This window comes from Ruegeria sp. HU-ET01832 (assembly GCF_040371315.1).
Classification (GTDB): Bacteria; Pseudomonadota; Alphaproteobacteria; order Rhodobacterales; family Rhodobacteraceae; genus Ruegeria; species Ruegeria lacuscaerulensis_A.
Map to the genome: position 1 here is coordinate 62,259 of NZ_BAABWL010000001.1, position 22,399 is coordinate 84,657.

Below are 22,399 nucleotides of genomic sequence, written 5' to 3' on the forward strand. Positions count from 1 at the left end.
TGCAGGCAGCAAGTTTCGGAGACAACCATGCCCTCGCGCCGCCACGTCGCTCGTGACATTTCTTATGCCCATTCCGCCGAAACGAAAGGCGGACGGATGGTGATCAAACTGATGGAGAATACCACAGGCCGCATGCGCCTGATCAAGCGTGCGGATGGGTACGAGAACGAGGTCGCGCAGGGGCGCGATTTCTGGTCGGTTATGGTGGACCGGTATGGTTTGTCGCTGGATGTAGTCGGAGGCGCGTTATCCGACATCCCTCAGACCGGTCCGTTGATCCTGATCGCCAACCATCCTTACGGCATTCTGGATGGGATGATGATGGGCCACATACTGTCTCAGGCTCGGGGCGATTTCCGCATACTGGCCCATCGCGTATTCCGCAAAGCCGAAGATTTGAACCGCATTATCCTGCCGATCTCGTTCGATGAGTCGAAAGAGGCGATGAAGCTGAATTTGGATACCCGCAAAACCGCTTTGAATTATCTGGATGAAGGCGGCGCGATCGGGATTTTCCCCGGTGGCACGGTTAGCACCGGGGTCAAACCGTTCTCATATCCCATGGATCCGGGTTGGCGCGGGTTTACGGCGCGCATGGTCGCCAAGTCGAACGCAACGGTGGTGCCCGTATTCTTTGAGGGCCACACTTCGCGCCTGTTTCAGGTCGCCAGCCATCTGCACAACACTTTGCGCATGGGCTTGCTGATCAAAGAGTTCAAAAAGCGCGTCGACACTCCGGTCAAAGTGGTGATCGGAGAGCCCATCGGCCGCGACGTTTTGGACCCTCTGGCCAAGGACACGCGCAAGATGATGGATTTCCTGCGCAAAGCCACGTATGAGCTGTCTCCAACGCCGTTAGAGTCCTATGACTACGGCTATGAGTTTGAGGAACGGCATCGCGCCTGAAGGGGCTAATGGCAGTAGGTATTTTTGATTCTGGTTTGGGCGGTCTGACCGTTCTGGACGCCGCGCAGAAACGTCTGCCGGACTTGGATTTCCTGTACTACGCGGACAGTGCGCATGCGCCGTACGGCGTGCGGGACGCACAGAACATCTATGAGCTTACACGCGGCGCGGTGAATGAGCTTTGGAACCGGGGCTGTGATCTGGTGATTCTGGCCTGCAACACGGCCAGCGCCGCGGCTCTGCGCCGGATGCAGGAAGAGGGCGTGCCCGAGGGCAAGCGAGTCCTGGGTGTTTTTGTGCCTTTGATCGAGGCGCTGACCGAACGGCAATGGGGAGACAACAGCCCTCCGCGCGAGGTTGCGGTCAAGCATGTGGCGCTGTTTGCAACGCCTGCGACGGTCTCTAGCCGAGCGTTCCAACGCGAACTGGCTTTCCGCGCCATCGGTGTGGATGTCGAAGCGCAAGCCTGTGGCGGTGTGGTCGATGCCATCGAAGACGGCGATATGATCCTGGCCGAGGCGCTGGTGCGCAGCCATGTGGACGCGCTCAAACGTAAAATGCCCGAACCGCAGGCGGCCATTCTGGGCTGCACCCATTATCCGCTGATGGCTGACGAGTTTCAGGCCGCGCTGGGTGAGGATGTGCAGGTATTCAGCCAGGGCGCATTGGTCGCCGAAAGCCTTGCGGATTATCTGGAACGTCATCCAAACATGCGGGGCGGGGGGCAGGGCGGATTCCTGACAACCGGCAAGCCCGACACAGTCAGCGACCGCGCAACACAGTTCCTGCGACGACAAATCACGTTCGAGGCTGTCTGACTCAGGTCAAAGACACCCAGCCTTGTGCTGATTTATTCCCGGACCGTCGCATCGGCGGTCGTGACATGTGACACCACGCAAACAAGAGGTCTGACATGACCCATAAAATCGCAATTCTAGGGGCTTCGGGCTATACAGGCGCTGAACTGGTACGGCTGATTGCCGAACACCCCAACATGGAGATCGCCGCACTGGCCGCCGAGCGGAAGGCCGGAATGACCATGGCGCAGGTCTTTCCGCATCTGCGCCACATGGACCTGCCGGCCCTGTGCAAGATTTCCGAAATCGACTTTTCGCAGATCGACCTGTGTTTCTGTGCCTTACCGCATAAGACCAGTCAGGAAGTGATCCGCGATCTGCCCAAGACCCTCAAGATCATCGACTTGTCCGCCGATTTCCGTCTGCGTGATGCGGCGGAATATGAAAAATGGTACGGCAACCCACATGCCGCTCTGGCGCAGCAGGATGAGGCCGTCTACGGCCTGACCGAGTTCTACCGCGAAGACATCCGCAGCGCCCGTCTGGTGGCGGGCACTGGCTGTAACGCGGCGACGGGGCAATATGTGCTGCGCCCGCTGATCTCGGCCAATGTGATTGATCTGGATGACATCATTCTGGATCTTAAGTGCGCAGTGTCCGGCGCGGGGCGGTCGCTCAAGGAAAACCTGCTGCACGCCGAACTTAGCGAGGGGTACAACGCCTATGCCGTCGGCGGAACGCACCGGCATTTGGGAGAGTTCGATCAAGAATTCTCGGCATTGGCAGGCCGTCCGGTCAAGGTTCAGTTCACGCCGCATCTGGTGCCCGCGAACCGGGGGATTCTGGCCACTACCTATGTCAAAGGCGATCCGGCCAGCGTGTACGAGGCGTTGACCAAGACCTATGAAAACGAACCCTTTATTGAGATGCTACCCTTTGGCGAGACGCCATCGACCCACGACGTGCGGGGCTCGAATTTTTGCCATATAGGTGTAGTTGGCGACCGGATCGAACGTCGCGCGATCGTGATCGGTGCTCTGGATAACCTGACAAAAGGTAGCAGTGGCCAAGCCTTGCAGAACGCCAACCTTATGTTAGGTGAATCTGAAACAACGGGCCTGATGATGGCCCCTCTGTTCCCATGAGGATATCATGAAGTCGCTCAAGAAACGCCGTCGCGTACAGATCATACTGCTGGCAGTCGTGGCCCTTGTGTCATCTACAGCATTGATCGGCTGGGCTTTGCAGGACGGTATGAACTTTTTCCGCTCGCCTAGCGAGGTAATCGCAGAGCCGCCAAAGTCCACCGAAGTGTTCCGGATTGGTGGTTTGGTCGAAGAGGGCTCGATCGTTCGCGGGCAGGGTGAAACGGTGACGTTTGTCGTGACCGATGGCGGGGAAAGTGTACCAGTCGCTTTCACAGGCGTATTGCCGGACTTGTTCGAAGAAAACCAGGGAATGATTGGGACTGGTTCTTATGTGAATGGCGTATTCGAGGCGACCGAGATTCTTGCCAAACACGATGAAACCTACATGCCCAAAGAGGTTGTGGACGCGCTGAAGGAACAAGGCGTGTATGTGGAGCCAAGCGAAGGCTGAACCTTCGAATAGATAGAATTGTTACAGGGCGTTGCGGTAGCAGCGCCCTTTTTCGTAGATCGCTCTTAACCCAGAGACTGCAGCCTTTGTGCGAATTAAAGCGGAGGATGCAATGCAGACGGTTCAAGAGATCGCGACTGATATAGTATCGCGCGAAGGTGGCTTTGCAGACGACCCGGATGATCCGGGCGGCGTGACAAAATACGGTGTCACGATCCACACAATGCGGCGTTTGGGGCTGGACTTGACCGGCGATGAATTCATTACAGGCCAAGACGTTAAGCGTCTCTCCAAAACGCAGGCTGTCGATATTTTCGTGTCTCACTATTTCAAGGGCCCAAGACTGGGCATGTTGCCAGAGGTACTGCAACCTTCTGTCTTTGACATGTATGTCAACGCTGGCGCGCAAGCGGTTAAAATACTTCAATATCTTCTGAGGAAAATGGATTTTAAGATCACAGTGGACGGTGTTGTCGGCCCACAAACGGCGAAGGCCAGCAAGACTGCCGCGCTGCCGGACCCGATTGCCTTGCGAGACGCGTATGGAGTGGCGCGTCGGAATTATTATTTCCGGATTGCCGATGGGCGCGTTGCTTCGCGGAAATACGCGCGTACGCAAACTGGACGCAAGGGTGGGTGGATTCGAAGAGCAGAGGAATTTGTCTCTCCGGGGTACCACCTGAGTGATGCGGAATTTCAGCAGAGGGTTGCGGGATGGGATTGATCTCGGGTTTTTTGTCATTCCTTTTTGGGGACGGAAGGAATGTTGTTCGCGAAACTGCCGAAGTGTTTCGTGAAAATGCGGAAAAAGGTGCCGAACGGGACCTGTCGCTTCAACAGCAAGCAATGGTTCAGTTCGGTGCTGAATATGCCGTACCGCGCAAGGGTGGTTTCGACCGTTTTATGGACGGCCTCAACCGATTGCCGCGTCCCGCTCTGGCGCTTGGTACGCTTGCGCTATTCGTGGCGGCAATGGTGGATCCCCTTTGGTTTGCGGCGCGGATGCAGGGCATCGCTCTTGTGCCTGAGCCGCTGTGGTGGCTTTTGGGGGTTATTGTTTCGTTCTATTTCGGCGCGCTGCACCAAGCCAAAATGCAGGACTGGCAACGCGAGCTTTCGGCGACAGTGCGGCGCGCGCCTGTAGTTGCGCAGAATATCGCGGAACTCAGACATATGCGGGCGAAGTCCGTTGGTGCAGCTGATCCGGGGACCGATGTAACTCTTGCCGAGCACGCGCTGAACCCTGACGAAAACCGGGCACTGGACGATTGGAGGCGCGCCCGCACGGCATGAGCCGCGACACTATGTGCGTCTTCAGGACGCGAAAGTTATTGGTGCTTCCTTTGCAACAGGATTATATGCAGGGCCATGATTACAGAGCTTGGTCACTACGCCCTCATCCTCGCCTTTCTCGTGGCGATCGTGCAGTCCGTCATTCCGCTGGTTGGCGCGTCCAAAAGGTGGACGGGTTGGATGACTTTTGGGGAAACCGCCGCGGTGGCCCAACTGGTGCTCATGACGTTTTCTTTCAGTGCGCTGGTTTGGGCCTTTGCCACATCGGATTTCTCGCTGCGCATCGTGGTCGAGAACAGTCATTCAGCTAAGCCAATGCTTTACAAGATCAGCGGGACATGGGGAAACCATGAAGGGTCCATGTTGTTGTGGGTCTATATCGTGGCCATATTCGGTGGGATGGCTGCGATTTTCGGGGCGGGTTTGCCACCTACACTGAAGGCGCGCGTGCTGGCTGTTCAAGCCGCGATTGGCGTGGCGTTCTATGCCTTTATCCTGTTCACATCGAACCCCTTTGACCGGCTTGTCGTTGCGCCCTTTGATGGGCGGGACCTGAACCCATTGCTTCAGGATCCCGGTTTGGCGTTCCACCCGCCGTTCTTGTACTTGGGTTACGTGGGGCTCAGCATGGCGTTCAGCTTTGCCGTTGCTGCCTTGATCGAAGGCCGTATCGACGCGGCGTGGGGTCGGTGGGTGCGCCCGTGGACATTGGCCGCGTGGGTTTTTCTGACTATTGGGATCGCGCTTGGGTCTTGGTGGGCCTACTATGAACTGGGTTGGGGTGGGTTCTGGTTCTGGGATCCCGTCGAGAATGCGTCGTTCATGCCTTGGCTTCTGGCTGCTGCTCTGCTGCATTCCGCCATCGTTGTCGAAAAACGCGAGGCGCTGAAAAGCTGGACGATCCTGTTGGCGATCATTGCGTTCGGGTTCTCGTTGATTGGCACGTTCATCGTGCGCTCGGGTTTGCTGACCTCGGTTCATGCCTTCGCCAACGATCCGGAACGCGGCGTTTTTATCCTGTTCATTTTGGTCATCTTTATCGGTGGTGCGCTGACGCTGTTTGCCGCACGCGCGCAAGCGATGGAGGCCAAGGGCGTCTTTGGCATGGTCAGCCGTGAAAGCGCACTGGTGCTGAATAATATTCTGCTGGCTGTCAGTTGCTTTGTGGTGTTCTTCGGGACCATGTGGCCGATGGTGGCCGAAATGGCTTTTGACCGGAAACTCTCGGTCGGGGCACCGTTTTTCAATGCGGCCTTTACACCCTTCATGATCGTTTTGGGGATCGTTCTACCTGTGGGCGCAATGATGCCATGGAAACGCGGCAAGATTGGCAAGGCGGCGTATTCGCTTCGCTACGCCTTTGTATTGGCCGTGGCTTTGGCGATACTGGTCTGGGTCATGCAAACGGGGCGTAGCGCGCTTGGCCCTATCGGGCTGTTCCTTGGGGCGTGGGTCACTTTTGGTGCTGCGGTTGATTTGTGGAGCCGTACAGGCCGCAACGGAAGCCTAAGCCGCCTGTTCCGGCTGCCCGGAGCCGATTGGGGCAAAGCCGTTGCTCATACCGGGCTTGGCGTGACCATGTTTGCCATTGCCGGCCTGACCGCGTGGGAGGTTGAGGATATCCGCGTGGCGCAGCCCGGTCAGCCTTTTGAGGTTGGTCAATTCACCCTGACACTGGACGATGTCCGCCGCGTGCAAGGGCCCAACTACTTCTCGACCACCGCCGATGTTCGGGTGGAAAAAAACGGCCGCCCCATGGGTATGTTGCACCCCGAAAAACGGGACTATCCTGTTGCCAGAATGCCAACGACCGAAGCGGCGATCGACTACCGGTTCTTAGGGGACCTGTACGTTGTGATCGGCGATCAGCAGGCTGACGGAGGCTGGGTGATGCGAACCTACATCAAGCCTCTGGCAAACTGGATCTGGGGCGGTTGTATCCTGATGGCTTTGGGTGGGTTCCTTAGCCTGTCCGACAGAAGGTTCCGCGTGGCCGCAGGCGCGCGCAAGGCCCCAACAGGCGGAGTGCCAGCAGAATGAAACGCCTGATCCTGATCCTGGCGATTATCGCGTCGCCTTTATACGCCGTGCAGCCAGACGAGGTACTGGACGATCCGGTCTTAGAACAACGTGCACGTGACCTGAGTACCGGTTTGCGCTGTTTGGTCTGTCGCAATGAAAGTATTGACGAAAGCAATGCCGGGCTGGCGCGGGATTTGCGCCTGTTGTTGCGGGAACGGCTTGTTGCGGGCGATAGCGACGAAGAAGCAATCAGCTTCATTGTAGACCGTTATGGGGAATACGTGCTGTTGAAGCCTACCATAACTGGTTCAAACCTGCTGCTGTGGCTTGCGGGACCGATCATGCTGTTGATTGCTGCAGCGGTGGGTTGGAGTTTCCTTCGAAAGCGCGCAGATGCGCATGCGACCGCGGATATTGACGGGCTTAGCGACGCTGAAAAGAAGCGGTTGGAGCAAATTCTGAAGGACTGACCCTTGGTCGGTCTTTCCCTTGATTGTGAATTAAGTCAGGCTTGTCCGCAAGAATAGTGCTTGGGGGGGAACCTGATGGATTATGAAACCGTGCTGCTGAACATCTCGGACGATTTGGCGGTAGTGACCCTGAATCGACCGGACAAGATGAATGCGATGACCGCCCAGATGCGGGCAGAAGTCGCATATGCCATGAAAGAGGCCGCAGCCAATGCACGCGCCGTGGTGCTTACTGGGGCAGGGGCCGCGTTCTGTTCCGGTCAGGATTTGGGCGATTCCTCGACCACGGGAAAAATCGACCTCGAACGCACGTTGCGGGATGAATACGAGCCGATGCTCGAAACGATCTACAACTGTCCGGTTCCCACCATTGCCGCTGTGAACGGCCCGGCTGCGGGGGCTGGTTGCAATATGGCCTTGTGCGCGGATGTAGTGATTGCAACGGAAAGCGCCTATTTCCTACAGGCATTTGCCCGGATCGGCTTGTTGCCGGATGCTGGCGGGACATGGTTTACCCCGCGCCAAATGGGCTTTGCCAAAGCGATGGGGGCCGCTCTGTTTGCGGACAAGATCAGCGCGCGGCAAGCCGATGAGTGGGGCATGATCTGGGAGGCTGTCCCGGATGCCGATTTCGACGCCCATTGGCGACGCCGAGCCGCCTATCTGGCCAGCGGTCCGACCGCTGGGTTTGGCGCGATCAAAAAGGCGATCCGCGGGACTTACGAAAAGACGCTGGGTGAACAGCTTGAGATCGAAGCCCACCTTCAGGGTGAATGCGGGCGGTCTCGGGATTTTGCCGAGGGCGTCGTAGCCTTCATGCAAAAACGCCCCCCGAAATTCGAAGGGCGTTGAGCTTTACGCGCGGCGGCGGCGGCGGGTCCGGCGCTCTGGCACCGCGTCGTCTCCGGTGCCATCAGAGGCGGACGAAAACGGCCCCAGCGCATTAGTGATCTGATCCAGTGTTGGGCGCGCTCCACGGGGCGTGCTATCCAACGCCTCGCGCATTTTGCGCAGGTGGTCGGGCATCGTACCGCAACAACCGCCAACAATCGTCGCACCCGCATCACGCGCCATTGCGGCGTATTGCGCCATCAGTTCGGGTGTACCGTCGTAATGGATATGCCCATTCACATATTTAGGAATGCCCGCATTCCCTTTCGAGATCACGGGACGTTCGGTGCCTTGCGCGGCAAAACCCAGAACCGTGCGCAGGATGTCCGATGCGCCGGTTCCGCAATTTGCACCAAAGGCGACGGGCGGGTTTGGCAGGGTCTCAACCAGCTGCGCCAGGTCGGCCGACGTGACGCCCATCATGGTGCGACCGGCGGTGTCAAAGCTCATGGTGCCACACCAAGGCATATCGGCTAGAGCAAACGCCTCGGCCGCCGCGCGGAATTCCTCGGGGGCGCTGATCGTTTCCAGCCACAGGACGTCCGCGCCGCCCGCTTTCAACGCTTCAACTTGTTCGTGGAACATTTCGACCGCCCCGGCATGGGACAGAGCTCCGACAGGTTCCATTATCTCACCGGTCGGACCGACCGAACCAGCCACAACGACCGTCCGGCCCGCCTTGTCAGCAACTTCGCGACCAAGCTCGGCGCCAATACGGTTCAATTCACCCACACGGTTCTGGGCGTCGTGCAATTTAAGCCGTGCTGACGTACCACCGAACGTGTTGGTCAGAAACAGGTCGCTGCCCGCATCAACTGATCCCTGATACAAAGCCCGTATCTTGTCTGGCGCGTCCACATTCCACAATTCTGGCGCGTCCCCGGACTGCAATCCCATATTGAACAAGTTTGTGCCGGTTGCACCGTCGGCAAGGATGGCATCATTTGCGGCAAGAAGATCAGTCAGCGCGTTTGTCATTGGGCGTTCCCGAAAAGTCGGCGGAGCCGAAAAAATAAGAAGCCCCGTGTCTCATGACCGGGGCTTCAAATCAAATTCATAAAACTCATGAAGATCATGAGTTCAAGGGCAGAGGGTTAATCCGCCTCGCTCAGGATTTGCGATTTGGCTTCGGGTAGAAGTTCAGTCATTTTGGCGCGTATTTCATCGTCAGACGACAGTGATCCCAAGTCACCCGACACTTTGCGGACGACGTCTTCGTGGCCTGCCTCTTCCATATCGGCGATCACGACAGTTTTAGCATAAGCTTCAGCCTCTTCGCCGGATTTTCCCAACTTTTCTGCGGCCCAAAGACCCAGCAGTTTGTTGCAGCGTGCTTGTGCTTTGAACTGCATTTCTTCGTCATGGGCAAACTTCGCTTCAAAGGCGTTTTCGCGTTCGTCAAATGTGGTCATTGGTTGGGGACCCCTTGGATTACATCTTGTCTTTTGCAGATATGACCATAGCAAGGCTTCGACGCAAGGGATTTGCGCTGCGTCAAAGGCCCTCGGCTTACTGAACTTGCGGGAAAGGGGGGCTTGGACTATGAGGGCGCAACAAAGCGGGAAATCTCTCGCTTCACAGTCTGGAAGGGTCGCTTATGGCGCGTCGCAAAAAAATTTACGAAGGCAAGGCCAAAATTCTGTATGAAGGTCCCGAACCGGGTACGATCGTTCAGTACTTCAAGGACGACGCGACCGCATTCAATGCGGAAAAGAAGGACGTGATCGACGGTAAAGGCGTGCTGAACAACCGCCTGAGCGAATATTTCATGAACGGCCTGAATCAGATCGGCGTGCCCACACATTTCATTCGCCGCCTGAATATGCGTGAGCAATTGGTGCGCAGCTGTGAAATCGTGCCGCTGGAAGTCATCGTGCGCAACTACGCTGCAGGGTCGATGTCCAAACGTTTGGGTATTGCCGAAGGTACTCAATTGCCGCGCCCCATCGTCGAGTACTGCTACAAGGATGACTCGCTGGGTGATCCGCTGGTGACCGAAGAGCACATCGCTGCTTTTGGCTGGGCCAGCCAGCAGGATATGGACGATATTCTAAGCCTTGCGCTGCGCGTAAATGATTTCATGAGCGGCATTATGTTGGCCGTTGGCATTCGTCTGGTCGACTTCAAGATCGAGATCGGGCGTGTTTTCGAAGGCGATTATCAACGTTTGATCGTGGCAGATGAAATCAGCCCTGACAGCTGTCGCCTTTGGGATATCGAAAGTGGCCAAAAGCTGGATAAAGACGTGTTTCGGAGAGATTTGGGCAATCTGACAGATGCCTATTCCGAAGTTGCACGTCGTTTGGGTGTTTTGCCAAAAAGCAATGTAACCAAGCCGACGCTGATCAACTGAATCTCTGCCCTCAGGACAAGTCGAAACGCCGCTTCGTCAAGCGGCGTTTTTTCTTTTGTTGGTGGCGTTTGACAGTGCCATGGATTGTCTCGCGTTGTCTGCCGAGGCAATTCTAAGCAAGGCGTGAAATGGCTGAACTATTTGACCAGGCAGTTTTTCTGAAATTTCTTGCGGCTTTGCTCGCGATTTTCAACCCGTTGTACGGTATCCCGATTTTCCTGGGCATGACCGATGGCTACACGGCACCCGAGCGCAAACGGGTCGCGCTGATCGTGACTGCCACGGTTGTCGCTGTCGCATTGATTGCCGTTTTGATTGGCGAAGAAATTCTGGCCGTTTTCGGGATCGATATCCCATCATTTCGAATTGCGGGCGGGTTGATCATCCTCGGGGTCGGCATGTCTATGCTGAATGCATCGGACCGGCCAAAGGGGGATCAGCAAGCCGTGCAAGATGGGGCGAAGAAAAGCAACATCGCCGTTGTGCCTTTGGCGATCCCCCTGACTATTGGTCCCGGTACAATCGCAACCACTATCGTGTTTGCGCATAGCCTACCAGACGGGGCCGAGATTGTAACATTGGGTTCAGCGGTCCTTATAGCCTGCGCAATTGTGGGGCTTGGTTTGTTGTTCGCCGATCCGATTTCGCGGGTTCTTGGGCCGACGATGATAAATGTGGTCACTCGGGTCATGGCTATTATTCTTGTCGCGGTTGCCGTTGAAATGGTGCTGACAGGGACATTCAACGCGATTGACGCGCATTATCCGGGGCTTTCAGGAAAGAGCTGATGCGGCCTGCGGCAAACTGCGTGCGGACAAGGGTTGTCGAATGGCAAAAGGCGCGCTATCCCCCGCGCAACGGAACGGGCCGTATCCGCTGGCCCTTAACTGGAGTTGCAGGAATGAAAGCACGTGTGCATGTGATGCTCAAGAATGGGGTTCTCGACCCACAGGGCGAGGCCGTGCGCCACGCATTGGGTGCCATGGGCTTTGACCAGGTCGAAGGCGTACGTCAGGGCAAGGTGATTGACCTTGAATTGGCCGATGGTGCAACCGAGGCAGACATAACCGAGATGTGCGAAAAGCTGTTGGCCAATACGGTCATCGAACGCTACGAGATCGAACTGGTCTGACCCTTACCTCCGGAGGCCCCGCCATGCGCGCTGCAGTCATTGTATTCCCCGGTTCCAACTGTGACCGGGATTTGGCCGTCGCTTTTGAACAAGCCGGTTTTCAGGTCGACATGGTCTGGCACAAAGACGCGTCTCTGCCCGAGGGCGTCGATATCGTCGGAGTCCCCGGCGGTTTCTCGTACGGTGACTACCTGCGATGTGGCGCTATCGCGGCGCAATCGCCGATCTGCAAGGCAGTTGTGGAACACACTGAACGCGGTGGCTATGCGGTTGGTGTTTGCAACGGCTTCCAAATCCTGACCGAGACCGGCATCCTTCCGGGCGCTTTGTTGCGCAATGCCGGGCTCAAATATATCTGTCGGACTGTAGGCTTGAAGGTAGAGACCAGCGACAGTGCTTTCACCAACGCTTATAATGCCGGCGACGTCATTGGTATACCGATTGCGCACCATGATGGAAACTATTTCGCCGATGACGCAACACTGTCCACACTTCGTGATCAAGACAGGATCGCGTTCACCTATACCGAGAATCCCAATGGGTCGGTTGGCGATATCGCGGGCATCTTGTCGGAAAACCGTCGCGTTCTTGGCATGATGCCACACCCCGAGCGCGCTGCAGACGAAGGTCACGGCGGCACAGACGGCACGGCATTGTTCCGCGCATTGTCGGGCGTTTTGGCGCCGGCGTGACTTGAGGTTGCACTCAAGCCCGCGTAGTTTCCGGGCATGAGCTCCGACACCCAATCTGGCTGGTCTTCTATTAAAAATCCGTTCCGGGGCGCTCCTTTGGGGTGGCGCCTACGGGTCGCGGTTTCGATCCTTCTGATTGCAACCGTTGGAACGATTTGGGTGACCAACCGTTTGCTGACGGACCGTTTTACTGAATCGACCCGAAACAGAGCCGAAGTACGCCTTGCGCTGTATTCGGGAAACTTGCTGAGCGAACTGCGGCGGAACGCGATTGTTCCGCAACTACTGGCTCGTGATCCGACACTGATATCGGCGCTTCAGTCCAGCGACTATACCCTATCCACTCAGCGCCTTATCTCGTTTGTCGAGGAGATCGGCGCCGCATCATTGATGTTGTTGGACAGCGACGGGCGGACCGTGGCTGCTACCGACAGGAACCGCTTAGGCGAAGCGCATCGAAACTCGCCTTACTATGTGGATGCTGTTCGTTCCAATGCCACGATTTTTTCGGTCATTGAGAATGAGGCGGGGGGATACAGTTTTGTCTATTCGCGCCGCATGGACTCTGGAGCAGATATTCTGGGCGTCATCGTCGTTGAAGTCGATTTGCAGAAATTCGAACGCGCCTGGGCGGGTATTTCTGATGCTGTGATGGTTGCAGACAGTACGGGTACGGTCATTCTGTCGACCGAACCGCGGTGGCGCGGATTGGAGGAAAGCACTGCCATTCAGCGGCAACCGCCCGAAAACGCCATTGAGCGGGCGATCCGCGCAACCGCCGATTGGACCGCGCTGCCGCCGGATGCTTATCTGCAGGGCGAAGCTGTTATGCGTATGGACTCCCGCATACCGTTCCGTGGTTGGACGATCACGTCTTTCACAACTTACTCGTCCATCCGGGAAAAGGTGAACAGTGTAATTGCGCTGGAAATCATGGGGTTTGCGATTCTTCTTGCTCTGGCTTTCTATGCTCTCAGCCGCCGGGCGACGTTCCGCATGGCGCTGTTTCAGCGCGAGTCGGCAGAGCTTCGCGCATTGAATGCACGCCTGCAGCGGGAAATCGCTGAGAGAGAACGGGTTGAAAAGACGCTGGAAGTTGCCGAACAGACGCTGGCGCAAAGCTCGAAACTGGCCGCGTTAGGCGAGATGTCGGCCGCTGTCAGTCACGAGCTTAATCAACCTCTGGCTGCAATGAAAACTTATCTGGCAGGCGCGCGCCTGCTGCTGCGCAGGAACCGCCCCGAAGAAGCGCTGGCCAGCTTTGGTCGTATCGATGGACTGATCGAGCGGATGGGTGCGATAACCCGTCAACTCAAATCCTATGCTCGGAAGGGCGCGGATGCGTTTTCCCCTGTAAATCTTGGCGAAGCGCTGGCTTCGGCCCTGTCGATGATGGAGCCGCAATTGCGTCAGCGACACGTCAAGATCACTCAGATTCTGCCAGAAGAACCGGTGTTTGCACTGGGGGACCGAATGCGGATTGAACAGGTAATGGTCAACCTCTTGCGTAATGCGCTGGACGCCACCAAATCAGTATCTGAACCGGATGTAGAAATCATTCTGGCCGCAGGGGATATGGCGGTGCTGACAGTGCGGGACAATGGCCATGGAATCGAGGATATCGAAAACCTGTTCGAGCCTTTCTATACCACCAAGCAGCCGGGCGATGGCGTCGGGCTGGGGCTTGCCATCTCCTCCGGGATCGTGAACGACCATGGGGGACGGCTGACTGCCCGCAACAGCCCCAACGGGGGCGCGGTGTTCGAGATGCAGCTGCCTATACTTGGAAGCGATGGCCTAGAGGCCGCGGAATAACGGGGAAAGACTATGGCACAGGCCATGAAAATCGCCATTGTGGACGACGAACAGGATATGCGGCAGTCAATCAGTCAATGGCTGGCACTTTCAGGATATGACACGGAAACATTTGCCAGCGCCGAAGATGCGCTCAAAGTTCTGGGGCCGGATTATCCAGGGATCGTTATTTCGGATATCAAGATGCCGGGAATGGACGGTATCCAGTTGTTGAAAAAACTCATGGGAGCGGACAGTACGCTGCCGGTGATCATGATTACCGGGCACGGGGATGTGCCGATGGCTGTGGAAGCTATGCGCGTGGGCGCGTTCGATTTTCTGGAAAAGCCCTTCAATCCAGACCGGATGTCGGAACTGGCTAAGCGTGCCAGTAACGCTCGGCGCCTAACCTTGGACAACCGGGCACTGCGGCGAGAGCTGTCGGATGGCACGCAGATCATGAGCAAGCTGATCGGGGCCAGCCCGGTCATGGAACGCCTGCGTGAGGATATTCTGGATCTGGGGCAGGCCGATGGTCATGTGCTGATCGACGGTGAGACCGGTACCGGCAAGACCTTGGTGGCGCACGCCCTGCATGCGGTGGGCAGCCGGGCCGGTAAGAAATTCGTTCTTATTTCTTGCGCGGCTCTGGAAGAAGAGGCGCTTTCCAAACGGTTGTTCGGCCCAATGATGCCCGAGGATGCACAACTACCTGCCGTTGAAGAAGCGCGCGGCGGTACCTTGGTTCTGGAAGACGTTGAAGCGCTAAGCGATACGCTGCAAGCGCGCTTGCTGAGCGTGATGAATGATCAGGGTACGCCTGCCGAGACGCGGATTATCGCGATCTCGAACCTTCAGGAAGCCGGTAAGACCTCTGAAGATGTTCTGCGGCCGGACTTGTTCTATCGGCTGGCGGCGTTGCGTATCACCATGCCGCCGCTGCGCCAGCGCGGCGAAGATATCCTGACATTGTTCACCCGCCTGAGCGAACAATTCGCCGAAGAATATGGCTGTGATGCGCCGCAAGTCAGCGCTCAAGAGGCCGCGCAGTTGTTGCAGGCGCCTTGGCCGGGGAATGTGCGACAGTTGATCAACATCGCCGAGCGCGCAGTTTTGCAATCGCGTCGCGGCTCTGGAACGATTGCATCGTTACTGATGTCGGATCATGAAGAAATGCAACCCGTCATGACAACGGAAGGCAAGCCCCTGAAGGAATATGTTGAGGCTTTCGAACGGATGCTGATCGACAATACCATGCGGCGTCATAAAGGCTCGATCGCGTCTGTAATGGATGAGCTGTGTTTGCCGCGGCGGACGTTGAACGAAAAGATGGCCAAATACGGGCTGCAACGTTCGGACTACTTGTGACGGAAGAGAGGGGGCCAGCCCCCTCTTGAGCCTTCAGCTCAATTCACCCCTGAGATATTTTTGGCCAGATGAAGCGATCCCTGTTGTCAGAAGTGCAGGGATTGCAGTTTGCCCATTGTCTTTTCCACAGGACTGCTTTTATTGTACCTGAACGGGCCGGGCCGTTTTTGGTGCCCAAAAGTCCCGAATCTTTGAGTTTCGCTGCAACGCCGCAGGTGGTGACCTAATCCCACACAGGCCGCGCAGACCGATTGTGCCCCGAACCGGGGCAGTTGAACGCCTGAGCCCGTGGTTGCGGGCGAAAGGAATATAATGGGCAGACAGCGTCAAGGCGCGTCTGTCGGAGAAGAACCGCGATGACGCGCGCGCAACGATTGACTATACGGGCAGGGGGCCACAGCGCCAGACCCTGCCGCGCGCCGTCCGAAATCGCCCGTACAAGACACCTCCCCAAAAGCGCCTGTCCGCCTGGACGGGTCAGGACAACGCGTTTGGCGCGGTGCACCAAGGACACATGGCTAAGAAAATGCTTATCGATGCCGCCCACACCGAGGAGACTCGGGTTGTGGTGGTCGATGGAAACAAGGTCGAGGAGTTCGATTTTGAGTCCGAAAACAAACGCCAGCTTGCTGGCAACATCTATCTAGCAAAAGTAACGCGGGTTGAGCCGTCTTTGCAGGCGGCTTTTGTGGATTACGGCGGAAACCGGCACGGTTTTCTGGCGTTTTCCGAAATTCATCCCGACTACTACCAAATCCCAGTTGCCGATCGTGAAGCGCTGATGGAGGAAGAACGCGCTTATGCCGAGGCCATGAGGGCTCGGGATGAGGCGGAAGAATCCAAGCCCAAGAAACGCCGTTCGCGGTCGCGGACCAAGGCTGCCGACGTCAAAACGGATGATGCAGTCGAGACGCTTGAGGTGTCTTCGGAACCCTCGGGTATGGAAACGATTGATCTGGATGAGGGCGACGAACAACCCGAGATGGCTGTGCCCGAAGGGACTTCCCCAGCGGATCACGTGGCGGACACTCCCGTTGAGGAACCGCTCGACGACGTGGAAGCACCGGATGCGGAAACTGAAGCAGCCGCAGACGAACCGGAAAGTGCCGACCCCGCTGTAGAGGAAGAAGTTGCCTCGGATTCGGTGGGTGAAGAGAACCAAGTAGAGGACTTGGAAACATCCTCCACCGACGAGGCGGGTCAGGTTGATACTCAACCCGACGCCGACGCTGTTGCGTCGGAAGACGCGCCGTCGGATGCTGACACTGAGCAAGCTGAAGGCAAGGCTGACTCCGATGAGCCGGACGATACCGAAGCCCGCGCGGATGCTACCGCAAAAGACGACACGATCGAATCTGTTGCGGATGAGGATGACAGCGAAGACATTCGCCCTCCGCGCAAGCCGCGCCCGCGCCGGTACAAAATCCAAGAGGTGATCAAGGTCCGGCAGGTTTTGCTGGTTCAGGTCGTCAAAGAAGAGCGTGGCAACAAGGGCGCAGCGCTGACCACGTATCTCTCGTTGGCCGGTCGCTATTGCGTCTTGATGCCAAACACAGCGCGGGGTGGCGGTATCAGCCGCAAGATCACCAACGCGCCGGACCGCAAGAAACTGAAAGAGATCGCCGCAGAAATCGACGTGCCGACAGGTGCCGGCCTGATCATTCGGACCGCTGGGGCCAAACGGACCAAATCTGAGATCAAACGTGACTACGAATACCTGCAGCGTATGTGGGAGCAGATCCGCGAGTTGACGCTCAAATCCATAGCGCCGGCTAAGATCTATGAAGAGGGCGACCTGATCAAACGCTCGATCCGCGATTTGTACAATCGCGATATCGACGAGGTACTGGTCGAAGGCGAGGGCGGGTACCGCATCGCCAAGGACTTCATGAAGATGATCATGCCGTCCCATGCCAAGAACGTGAAACGGTATGAGGATGCTCTGCCGCTGTTTGCGCGCTATCAAGTGGAAAGCTATCTGGCCGGGATGTTCAACCCGACTGTGCAGTTGAAATCGGGTGGCTACATCGTAATCGGTGTAACCGAAGCGTTGGTCGCAATCGACGTGAACTCGGGTCGCGCGACCAAGGAAGGTTCGATCGAGGAAACCGCGCTCAAGACCAATCTCGAAGCTGCCGAAGAAGTGGCGCGCCAGTTGCGACTGCGCGACTTGGCCGGTCTGATTGTCATCGACTTTATCGATATGGACGAGCGCAAGAACAACTCGGCCGTCGAAAAGCGTCTAAAGGACAAGTTGAAAACGGATCGGGCGCGCATTCAGGTTGGTCGTATTTCCGGCTTCGGCCTGCTTGAGATGAGTCGCCAGCGGTTGCGCCCGGGTATGCTGGAAGCAACGACGCAGCCTTGCCCATCCTGTCATGGAACCGGGCTGATCCGTTCGGACGACAACATGGCGTTGACCATTTTGCGTCAGATCGAAGAAGAAGGTACGCGGCGCCGCTCGCGCGAGGTTTTGGTGCGCTGCCCCGTCAGCATCGCGAATTTCCTGATGAACCAGAAACGTGAGCATATCGCCCAAATCGAGTCGCGCTATGGTCTTTCGGTTCGTGTGGAAGGGGATATCCATCTGGTCAGCCCGGATTTCTCGATGGAGAAGTTCAAGACTGCAAGTCGGATTGTGCCCGAAGCGACAGCGCCGGTCGTTTCCGTAGATGCATCGCTGATGGATCTTGTCGACGCAGATGAAGAGGAAAAGGTCGAAGACGAAACGCCTCAGACAGACGAAGAAGCCAAGCCCAAGCGCAAGCGCCGCCGCCGCCGCCGCAAGAAGGGCAATGGAAATGGCGAAACGGCCGAGGTGAGCGCAGATGACGTTGAGGCCGCAGAGGCGTCAACTGTAGAAGAAGTAGCACCGGTCGAAGTAGACGAAACCGACGCTGCAGAGTCCGTTCCGGCGGAAAGCGGCGAGGAAGAGGCTAAGCCTAAACGCCGCCGTGCGCCACGTCGTAAAAAGAAGGAAACCACACCGGTTGATGCCGAAGGCGAGTCGGTTGACACTGCTGAGGTGCAAACTGAAGTGGTCGAAGAAACCGTAAAGGAATCGGCTGCACCAGCGGAATCGAATGAAGTCGAACTCGCTGACGATATTGTTGCTGAAAGCACTGAGTCACCCGAGGCGGAGGCGGAAGAGCCTGTAGCAGCGGTCGCAGAGGAAAGCCAGGAACCGGAACCAGTAGCAGAAGAGCCGGTACTTGAGGTCGTTGCCGAGGAACCCGCAGAACCTGCAAAGCCCAAGCGGCGCGGATGGTGGTCACTGGGACAATAAGCAAAAAGGCGGGCGAAAGAGCCCGCCTTTTTTGTAACATTCGCGGCTTAAACTTAGCCTTTTTTCTGGATCAGGTAGACTTGATGGCCTTCAGTTTCTTCTTGCGAAAGCAAGTGGTGACCGCTTTCGCTGCAGAAATGCGGGACGTCAATAATCGCAGCAGGATCGTCGGCCAGAACACGCAGAACAGCCCCGGAAGGCATTGATTTCAAATGTTTTCTAGCTTTCAGAACGGGCAGGGGACAAAGCAGGCCCAATGCGTCGAGAGTTTCAGTTGGGTTTGACATAGAGATGAAATATTTCCACTTTGACCGGGTGTCCAGCGTGCAACCACGAGGATGTGACTGAATGGCCTCGTGACGTTCGCCACATCATACCATATGTGCTGAATTATGTTTGGAATAGATATCATCGACGCGGGCCTGCTGCCCGCCATGTTCATCGCGATGCTGGGCGGACTGATTAGTTTCCTTTCGCCGTGTGTCTTGCCGATCGTGCCACCGTATCTTGCCTATATGAGCGGTGTGTCGATCAACGAAATGCAGGACCAGACTGCGGCGCGGCGCAAAGCGACGCTGACCGCATTGTTCTTTGTGCTGGGCTTGTCGACTGTCTTTCTGTTACTGGGCTTCACGGCCTCGGCCTTTGGCGCGTTTGTCCTGCAAAACCAAGTGCTTTTCGCGAAGCTTTCAGGTGCTGTGGTGATTGTGTTCGGTCTTCACTTTCTGAATGTCTTCCGCATACCGTTCCTGGACCGTGAAGCGCGGATCGAAACCGGAGATTCGGGCGGTTCTGTTTTTGGAGCTTACATCCTCGGACTGGCTTTCGCTTTTGGATGGACGCCGTGTATTGGTCCTCAGCTTGGCGCGATCCTGTCCTTGGCGGCGTCTGAAGCCTCGGTGGCCCGTGGAACGTTGCTATTGGGTGTTTACGCTGCGGGACTCGGCATACCGTTCTTGCTGGCTGCAATGTTCCTTAACCGCTCGATGACCGTTATGAACAAGATCAAACCTCATATGGCGACAATCGAAAAAGTAATGGGCGGGTTGTTGCTGTTCGTTGGCGTTATGTTGATCACTGGGTTGTTCACCGAGTTTAGCTGGTGGTTGCTGGAAGCTTTCCCGGCGCTGGCAAATTTTGGCTAAAGTACTGATCTGACTTACCTTGATGATAACGCTACGCTAATCTGCTCAGCAGAAGGTAAGACTATGAACAGTCACGAAAACCAAGAGCAGGTCAAACGGCGCCGGGTGTTTTACATTCCCGGTTATGATCCCATACATCCTCGCAGATACCGCGAACTGTACCGCTCGGAAGGGGCGGCGCAGTCCGCGTTGTCAGGATATCAGATATCGGTTTCAGCCAAAATGGGGGACGGTCCCTTTGGATGGCATGTCCATTCGGAACAAGACGGAACCGAGGTTGAGACACAGATTCAGGTGTTGGTCTGGTCGGATATTGTCAGGGACAGCATGTCCAACTCGGTTGTTGCGACTTATGTGCAACTGGTTAGAACCGCGTGGATCTACCTTGCTACTGGGACGTTTAGACGACTGATGCGTTTACGCAAAGGGCCTGTAATCGCTGCACTTTATCCGCTTGCGATGCTTGTGTTTCAGCTGGCCGCAGCACTGGCCATAGCCTGGGGCGTCTGGAAAGGCGGCAGCCAGTTCTTTGACCTCTTTGCCATTGCTCCAGCCATTCTGACGTTCTGCCTGCTTTTGCGTTGGTTTCAAAAGATCGACAACAAGCTATTCGCTTATTATCTGATGCACGACTACGCTTATTCGGCGAGCTTAAAGGGTGAAACGCCCGCCGCTTTGCGTAAACGCATGACTGAATTCACCGAACTGATTAGGCAGGCGCTGGCTACGGACGTGGATGAAGTCTTGGTTGTTGGCCACAGTTCCGGCGCACATATCGGGGTCTCAGTTCTGGCTGATGTAATCAGGAGTGCACCGGACACAGGTTTCCGACCAGCTCTGTCTTTCCTATCCTTGGGTCAGGTCGTGCCAATGGTGTCGTTTCTCCCAAATGCCAAAGAGTTGCGGACGGATCTTCAATTTCTTTCCGTTCAGTACAATCTCACCTGGGTGGACGTATCGGCTCCGGGTGACGGATGTTCTTTTGCTCTTTGCGACCCTGTCGGCGTTTCCGGCGTCTCAACCGAAAGTAAAAAATGGCCCTTGGTCTTGTCGGCAGCATTCACGCAAACACTTTCGCCAGAGCGTTGGCAGGCTTTGCGGTGGCGTTTCTTTCGTCTTCATTTTCAGTATCTGTGCGCCTTTGATCGTGTCGGGGCGTACGACTATTTCCGCATTACGGCCGGACCTCAGTCTTTGGCCCAGAGATTCCGTGGTCGTAGTTCGTCTAAGTCCCGTATCGATATCGCAGTCTCAAAGCACCGGACGGTGATGCTGTGATACCGCCAAAGCCGCCCTCACGCCCAAACCATGTTTCGCTGTGGCGGTACCTCAAGCTGTTTCGTCAAGATATCCTTTCCGCACAACCGCAACGCCTGTATCGCGCATGGATGGCCGAGTTTCGGACTCCGTTCTTCCGATCGTACATGATGAACCAGCCTGAACTTGTTGAAACTGTTTTAAAAAAACGAACGGAAAGTTTTCCTAAATCTGAACGCATCAGGGAAGGCTTACGACCACTTTTAGGAGAGTCTGTTTTCTTAACCAATGGTGAAACGTGGAAACGACAACGCAGGATCATCGACCCGGCGTTTGAGGGGGGGCGGCTTAAAGATACGTTCCCTGCGATGCTTCAAGCCGCGGAAGCAGCAGTGCGACGAATACGCTCTCTGGTCGGCACCGACATCGAATGTGAAGAGTTAACAAGCCATGCCGCCGCCGATGTTATCTTTCGAACCTTATTCTCAGTGCCGATCGAACATGAAGTCGCGGCGCAAGTCTTTCAGAAGTTCAGGGCTTACCAGCGCCAGCAACCCTTGTTGAACCTGGCCGCATTTGTTCCGCTACCACGGTGGATGCCTCGGTTCCATTCTTCAAGAACTCGAAAAAACGCAAATGAAATAAGGGCTTTGATTGGGAGGCTGACGCAACAACGTGCTGAGTTAATTGCGCGAGGATGTGCGCCCAACGATCTGGCAACTAAAATCATGACGACTCCGGATCCTGAGACCGGGACACGTTTCGACACTAATGAGATGGTCGACCAAGTTGCGATTTTCTTTCTGGCAGGCCATGAAACAAGCGCCTCGGCTCTGGCTTGGGCGTTGTACCTGATGGCCTTATATCCAGAGTGGCAAGATAAGCTTGCTGCCGAAGCTCGGGCTGTAAATCTCTCCGATATCACGGAAATGTCGAAGCTAAAGCTGAGCAGAGATGTCTTTCGCGAGACGCTTCGACTTTACCCGCCTGTCCCCATGATGGTGCGCGAAACTACGTGCCCCCAACGCTTTCGCGACCGCGACGTTCCAAAAGGGGCTCAAATCGTTATCAGCCCGTGGCATCTTCACCGGCACGAACGCCTTTGGGATCATCCGGATGAGTTTGATCCGAACAGATGGGTCACGGAAAACGGCAAGCGTTGCCAGCGAGAAGCCTTCATTCCGTTCTCAGCTGGTCCTCGTGTGTGCTCGGGCGCTGGATTTGCCATGATCGAGGGCCCATTGATCCTGACTAAATTGCTGCAGCACTTCCGGTTAGAGTTAATCGAGGGCAAAACGCCGATTCCGGTGGCGCATCTGACTGTCCGGTCGAAAGACGGAATTTGGTTGCGCATCGTTGAGCGCTAACAAACTACCATCGTGATGCGCCATGCT

Annotated in this window: 22 protein-coding genes; 19 read left to right on the forward strand and 3 right to left on the reverse strand. The window is 56.3% G+C overall.

The window, feature by feature from the left end:
- Positions 1 to 27 precede the first annotated feature (27 nt).
- From ABWV79_RS00325 to ABWV79_RS00365, 9 genes are all read left to right on the forward strand, one after another.
- Positions 28 to 906, forward strand: coding sequence for a lysophospholipid acyltransferase family protein (locus tag ABWV79_RS00325; RefSeq protein WP_353389618.1), 879 nt, complete (start codon positions 28 to 30; stop codon positions 904 to 906).
- A gap of 8 nt (positions 907 to 914) precedes the next feature.
- Complete coding sequence (gene murI, locus ABWV79_RS00330) at positions 915 to 1,724, forward strand: glutamate racemase (RefSeq protein ID WP_170751072.1); 810 nt, start codon at positions 915 to 917, stop codon at positions 1,722 to 1,724.
- 95 nt (positions 1,725 to 1,819) lie between these two features.
- On the forward strand, positions 1,820 to 2,848 hold the full coding sequence (argC, locus tag ABWV79_RS00335) for an N-acetyl-gamma-glutamyl-phosphate reductase (RefSeq protein WP_353389620.1): 1,029 nt from the start codon (positions 1,820 to 1,822) through the stop codon (positions 2,846 to 2,848).
- A 7-nt stretch (positions 2,849 to 2,855) separates the two neighbouring features.
- Positions 2,856 to 3,302, forward strand: a complete 447-nt coding sequence (gene ccmE, locus ABWV79_RS00340) for a cytochrome c maturation protein CcmE (RefSeq protein WP_353389622.1) — start codon at positions 2,856 to 2,858, stop codon at positions 3,300 to 3,302.
- Between the two features lie 112 nt (positions 3,303 to 3,414).
- The gene (locus tag ABWV79_RS00345) at positions 3,415 to 4,026 is read left to right on the forward strand and encodes a holin-associated N-acetylmuramidase (protein WP_353389624.1); all 612 of its coding nucleotides are present in this window, start codon (positions 3,415 to 3,417) and stop codon (positions 4,024 to 4,026) included.
- Complete coding sequence (locus tag ABWV79_RS00350; RefSeq protein WP_353389626.1) at positions 4,017 to 4,595, forward strand: holin family protein; 579 nt, start codon at positions 4,017 to 4,019, stop codon at positions 4,593 to 4,595. The genes ABWV79_RS00345 and ABWV79_RS00350 overlap by 10 nt, the downstream gene beginning before the upstream one ends.
- A gap of 75 nt (positions 4,596 to 4,670) precedes the next feature.
- A complete protein-coding gene (locus ABWV79_RS00355; RefSeq protein ID WP_353389628.1) occupies positions 4,671 to 6,635 on the forward strand; it encodes a heme lyase CcmF/NrfE family subunit in 1,965 nt (654 codons plus the stop codon).
- Entirely contained in the window at positions 6,632 to 7,087 is a 456-nt protein-coding gene (locus ABWV79_RS00360; RefSeq protein WP_170354092.1) for a cytochrome c-type biogenesis protein, read from the forward strand. Before ABWV79_RS00355 ends, ABWV79_RS00360 begins: the two co-directional genes overlap by 4 nt.
- A gap of 75 nt (positions 7,088 to 7,162) precedes the next feature.
- Complete coding sequence (locus ABWV79_RS00365; RefSeq protein WP_170354093.1) at positions 7,163 to 7,939, forward strand: enoyl-CoA hydratase-related protein; 777 nt, start codon at positions 7,163 to 7,165, stop codon at positions 7,937 to 7,939.
- Positions 7,940 to 7,942: 3 nt separating this feature from the next.
- Here the strand turns inward: ABWV79_RS00365 and bmt are convergent, their stop codons facing one another.
- Positions 7,943 to 8,956, reverse strand: coding sequence for a betaine--homocysteine S-methyltransferase (gene bmt / locus ABWV79_RS00370; protein ID WP_353389631.1), 1,014 nt, complete (start codon positions 8,954 to 8,956; stop codon positions 7,943 to 7,945).
- Positions 8,957 to 9,072: 116 nt separating this feature from the next.
- Positions 9,073 to 9,390 carry a DUF1476 domain-containing protein gene (locus ABWV79_RS00375; RefSeq protein WP_170751086.1) on the reverse strand — a complete coding sequence of 106 codons (318 nt, stop codon included), beginning with the start codon at positions 9,388 to 9,390 and terminating at the stop codon, positions 9,073 to 9,075.
- 185 nt (positions 9,391 to 9,575) lie between these two features.
- Between ABWV79_RS00375 and purC the strand changes: the two genes are divergently transcribed.
- From purC to ABWV79_RS00410, 7 genes are all read left to right on the forward strand, one after another.
- Complete coding sequence (purC, locus tag ABWV79_RS00380) at positions 9,576 to 10,331, forward strand: phosphoribosylaminoimidazolesuccinocarboxamide synthase (protein WP_353389633.1); 756 nt, start codon at positions 9,576 to 9,578, stop codon at positions 10,329 to 10,331.
- Positions 10,332 to 10,459: 128 nt separating this feature from the next.
- A complete protein-coding gene (locus tag ABWV79_RS00385; RefSeq protein WP_353389634.1) occupies positions 10,460 to 11,119 on the forward strand; it encodes a MarC family protein in 660 nt (219 codons plus the stop codon).
- Positions 11,120 to 11,232: 113 nt separating this feature from the next.
- Positions 11,233 to 11,463 carry a phosphoribosylformylglycinamidine synthase subunit PurS gene (gene purS / locus ABWV79_RS00390; RefSeq protein WP_170354098.1) on the forward strand — a complete coding sequence of 77 codons (231 nt, stop codon included), beginning with the start codon at positions 11,233 to 11,235 and terminating at the stop codon, positions 11,461 to 11,463.
- Positions 11,464 to 11,486: 23 nt separating this feature from the next.
- Positions 11,487 to 12,155, forward strand: a complete 669-nt coding sequence (purQ, locus tag ABWV79_RS00395; protein WP_170354099.1) for a phosphoribosylformylglycinamidine synthase subunit PurQ — start codon at positions 11,487 to 11,489, stop codon at positions 12,153 to 12,155.
- A gap of 36 nt (positions 12,156 to 12,191) precedes the next feature.
- Positions 12,192 to 13,970: a sensor histidine kinase gene (locus ABWV79_RS00400; RefSeq protein WP_170354100.1), complete on the forward strand. Its 1,779-nt coding sequence runs from the start codon at positions 12,192 to 12,194 to the stop codon at positions 13,968 to 13,970.
- Positions 13,971 to 13,982: 12 nt separating this feature from the next.
- The gene (locus ABWV79_RS00405) at positions 13,983 to 15,317 is read left to right on the forward strand and encodes a sigma-54-dependent transcriptional regulator (protein WP_170354101.1); all 1,335 of its coding nucleotides are present in this window, start codon (positions 13,983 to 13,985) and stop codon (positions 15,315 to 15,317) included.
- 514 nt (positions 15,318 to 15,831) lie between these two features.
- Positions 15,832 to 18,603, forward strand: a complete 2,772-nt coding sequence (locus ABWV79_RS00410) for an Rne/Rng family ribonuclease (RefSeq protein WP_353389637.1) — start codon at positions 15,832 to 15,834, stop codon at positions 18,601 to 18,603.
- Positions 18,604 to 18,656: 53 nt separating this feature from the next.
- Here ABWV79_RS00410 and ABWV79_RS00415 read toward each other — a convergent pair whose 3' ends face one another.
- Positions 18,657 to 18,890 (reverse strand): sulfurtransferase TusA family protein, encoded by a 234-nt coding sequence (locus tag ABWV79_RS00415; RefSeq protein WP_353389638.1) that lies wholly within the window; start codon positions 18,888 to 18,890, stop codon positions 18,657 to 18,659.
- A gap of 105 nt (positions 18,891 to 18,995) precedes the next feature.
- Here ABWV79_RS00415 and ABWV79_RS00420 point away from each other — a divergent pair, with 105 nt between their 5' ends.
- The 3 genes from ABWV79_RS00420 (at position 18,996) to ABWV79_RS00430 (ending at position 22,372) form a co-directional block, all read left to right on the forward strand.
- The gene (locus ABWV79_RS00420) at positions 18,996 to 19,748 is read left to right on the forward strand and encodes a cytochrome c biogenesis CcdA family protein (protein WP_353389640.1); all 753 of its coding nucleotides are present in this window, start codon (positions 18,996 to 18,998) and stop codon (positions 19,746 to 19,748) included.
- A gap of 63 nt (positions 19,749 to 19,811) precedes the next feature.
- A complete protein-coding gene (locus tag ABWV79_RS00425; RefSeq protein ID WP_353389642.1) occupies positions 19,812 to 21,026 on the forward strand; it encodes a hypothetical protein in 1,215 nt (404 codons plus the stop codon).
- On the forward strand, positions 21,023 to 22,372 hold the full coding sequence (locus ABWV79_RS00430; protein ID WP_353389643.1) for a cytochrome P450: 1,350 nt from the start codon (positions 21,023 to 21,025) through the stop codon (positions 22,370 to 22,372). Before ABWV79_RS00425 ends, ABWV79_RS00430 begins: the two co-directional genes overlap by 4 nt.
- Positions 22,373 to 22,399 lie beyond the last annotated feature (27 nt).

Coding starts and splice junctions, on each gene's coding strand:
- ABWV79_RS00325 (WP_353389618.1), top strand. CDS start 28: ATGCCCTCGCGCCGCCACGTCGCTCGTGACATTTCTTATGCCCATTCC.
- murI (WP_170751072.1), top strand. CDS start 915: ATGGCAGTAGGTATTTTTGATTCTGGTTTGGGCGGTCTGACCGTTCTG.
- argC (WP_353389620.1), top strand. CDS start 1,820: ATGACCCATAAAATCGCAATTCTAGGGGCTTCGGGCTATACAGGCGCT.
- ccmE (WP_353389622.1), top strand. CDS start 2,856: ATGAAGTCGCTCAAGAAACGCCGTCGCGTACAGATCATACTGCTGGCA.
- ABWV79_RS00345 (WP_353389624.1), top strand. CDS start 3,415: ATGCAGACGGTTCAAGAGATCGCGACTGATATAGTATCGCGCGAAGGT.
- ABWV79_RS00350 (WP_353389626.1), top strand. CDS start 4,017: ATGGGATTGATCTCGGGTTTTTTGTCATTCCTTTTTGGGGACGGAAGG.
- ABWV79_RS00355 (WP_353389628.1), top strand. CDS start 4,671: ATGATTACAGAGCTTGGTCACTACGCCCTCATCCTCGCCTTTCTCGTG.
- ABWV79_RS00360 (WP_170354092.1), top strand. CDS start 6,632: ATGAAACGCCTGATCCTGATCCTGGCGATTATCGCGTCGCCTTTATAC.
- ABWV79_RS00365 (WP_170354093.1), top strand. CDS start 7,163: ATGGATTATGAAACCGTGCTGCTGAACATCTCGGACGATTTGGCGGTA.
- bmt (WP_353389631.1), bottom strand. CDS start 8,956: ATGACAAACGCGCTGACTGATCTTCTTGCCGCAAATGATGCCATCCTT.
- ABWV79_RS00375 (WP_170751086.1), bottom strand. CDS start 9,390: ATGACCACATTTGACGAACGCGAAAACGCCTTTGAAGCGAAGTTTGCC.
- purC (WP_353389633.1), top strand. CDS start 9,576: ATGGCGCGTCGCAAAAAAATTTACGAAGGCAAGGCCAAAATTCTGTAT.
- ABWV79_RS00385 (WP_353389634.1), top strand. CDS start 10,460: ATGGCTGAACTATTTGACCAGGCAGTTTTTCTGAAATTTCTTGCGGCT.
- purS (WP_170354098.1), top strand. CDS start 11,233: ATGAAAGCACGTGTGCATGTGATGCTCAAGAATGGGGTTCTCGACCCA.
- purQ (WP_170354099.1), top strand. CDS start 11,487: ATGCGCGCTGCAGTCATTGTATTCCCCGGTTCCAACTGTGACCGGGAT.
- ABWV79_RS00400 (WP_170354100.1), top strand. CDS start 12,192: ATGAGCTCCGACACCCAATCTGGCTGGTCTTCTATTAAAAATCCGTTC.
- ABWV79_RS00405 (WP_170354101.1), top strand. CDS start 13,983: ATGGCACAGGCCATGAAAATCGCCATTGTGGACGACGAACAGGATATG.
- ABWV79_RS00410 (WP_353389637.1), top strand. CDS start 15,832: ATGGCTAAGAAAATGCTTATCGATGCCGCCCACACCGAGGAGACTCGG.
- ABWV79_RS00415 (WP_353389638.1), bottom strand. CDS start 18,890: ATGTCAAACCCAACTGAAACTCTCGACGCATTGGGCCTGCTTTGTCCC.
- ABWV79_RS00420 (WP_353389640.1), top strand. CDS start 18,996: ATGTTTGGAATAGATATCATCGACGCGGGCCTGCTGCCCGCCATGTTC.
- ABWV79_RS00425 (WP_353389642.1), top strand. CDS start 19,812: ATGAACAGTCACGAAAACCAAGAGCAGGTCAAACGGCGCCGGGTGTTT.